We start from the raw sequence: 1511 nt of genomic DNA on the forward strand, positions 1-1511 counted from the left end.
TACTCTTACAGTTACTAATGCCTTAAACGTTACCAGCGGAGGCACGCTGACTTTTGAGAACAACTCAAGTTTGATGCAGGACAGTGATGCAGTCAATACAGGAGAAATTATATACAAACGTATAAGTTCCATGCGCCTGTCTGATTATGAATATTGGTCTACACCGGTAACACCACAGAAATTATTTGATGTTTCACCGTACACTCTAGCCGACAAATATATGGGATACAATGGGGACAACTGGGTTATAACCAGTTCAAACACCAATATGACCGTAGGTAAAGGATACATCATCCGTGGTCCGCAAACCTATTCCAATACCGTAAGAGCTGATTTTACAGCTTCTTTTAAAGGAATTCCAAACAATGGTAATCTGTCCGGAGAAACAGTCGAAAAAGATAAATTTTACCTGATCGGTAATCCGTATCCATCGGCTTTGAGTGCGAATGAATTCCTGAAGGCAAATAGTTTTATAAACGGAACCTTTTATTTCTGGACACACAATACCCCATTAAACATAACAGTAAGGGATTATTCCTCAGACGACTATGCTGTTTTTAATCTAACAGGCGGAGTTGCAACCGAAGCGGCCCCTAGTGGTGACGATGCCCCTGGAAATAATCCTTTTATCCCACAGGGTCACATTGCTGCCGGACAATCCTTTTTTGCCAGCACCAACGATGTGGGAACAATTGCCTTTACCAACAAAATGAGAGAGGGAGGTGCCAATAACGGTCAGTTTTTCAAGCCCGCAAAAGGAGCAAAAGAAGCCGCGAAAAGCCGCATCTGGCTTAATATTACCAATGAGGGAGGCGCTTTTAAACAAATGCTCGTAGGATATGTAGAAGGAGCCACAAATGGTATTGACAACAGATACGACGGAGAAACTTTCGATGCCAACCCGTATCTTGATTTTTACAGCGTAAACAACGATCTGAATTATGTCATCCAGGGACGCGCCCTTCCTTTTACAGATACCGATATCGTTCCTTTAGGATACCGCAGTACCGTTGAGGGTGATTTTACCATCTCAATACAGCATGCAGAAGGAGATTTAAGCAATCAGGCCGTTTACATCGAAGACAAAACAGCAGGCAAAATTCATAATTTAAAAGACGGTAAATATACCTTTAGTACAAAAATCGGAAGTTTTGACGATCGTCTGGTCCTTCGTTATACGGATAAAACATTAGGCACAGGTGATTTTGAAAACACGGAAAACAACATTCTGGTCAGCATCAAAAACAAAGCAATCAAGGTGACTTCCGCAAAAGAAAACATTAAGGAAGTTACGGTTTATGATATTTCCGGAAAACTGCTTTACAACAAAAAGAAAGTAGGTGCAACAGAATTGCAAATAGCAAATCTGCAGTCTGCCAATCAGGTCTTACTGGTAAAAATTACTTTAGACAATGATCATACGACGACTAAGAAAGTTATATTTCAATAAAACACAAACACTTTGTGTACTCCATAAAAAAAAACCATTCGCCGCGGCGAATGGTTTTTTT

The 1511-nt window shown here is 40.5% G+C and carries 1 protein-coding gene; it reads left to right on the plus strand.

Going from position 1 to position 1511, the window contains the following annotated elements; translation table 11 throughout:
• Positions 1-1450, plus strand: a 1450-nt coding sequence (locus EV142_RS23945; RefSeq protein ID WP_132038369.1) for a T9SS sorting signal type C domain-containing protein, incomplete at its 5' end; no start/stop codon positions are given.
• Positions 1451-1511 lie beyond the last annotated feature (61 nt).

It is taken from the genome of Flavobacterium circumlabens (assembly GCF_004345565.1).
Lineage (GTDB): Bacteria > Bacteroidota > Bacteroidia > Flavobacteriales > Flavobacteriaceae > Flavobacterium > Flavobacterium circumlabens.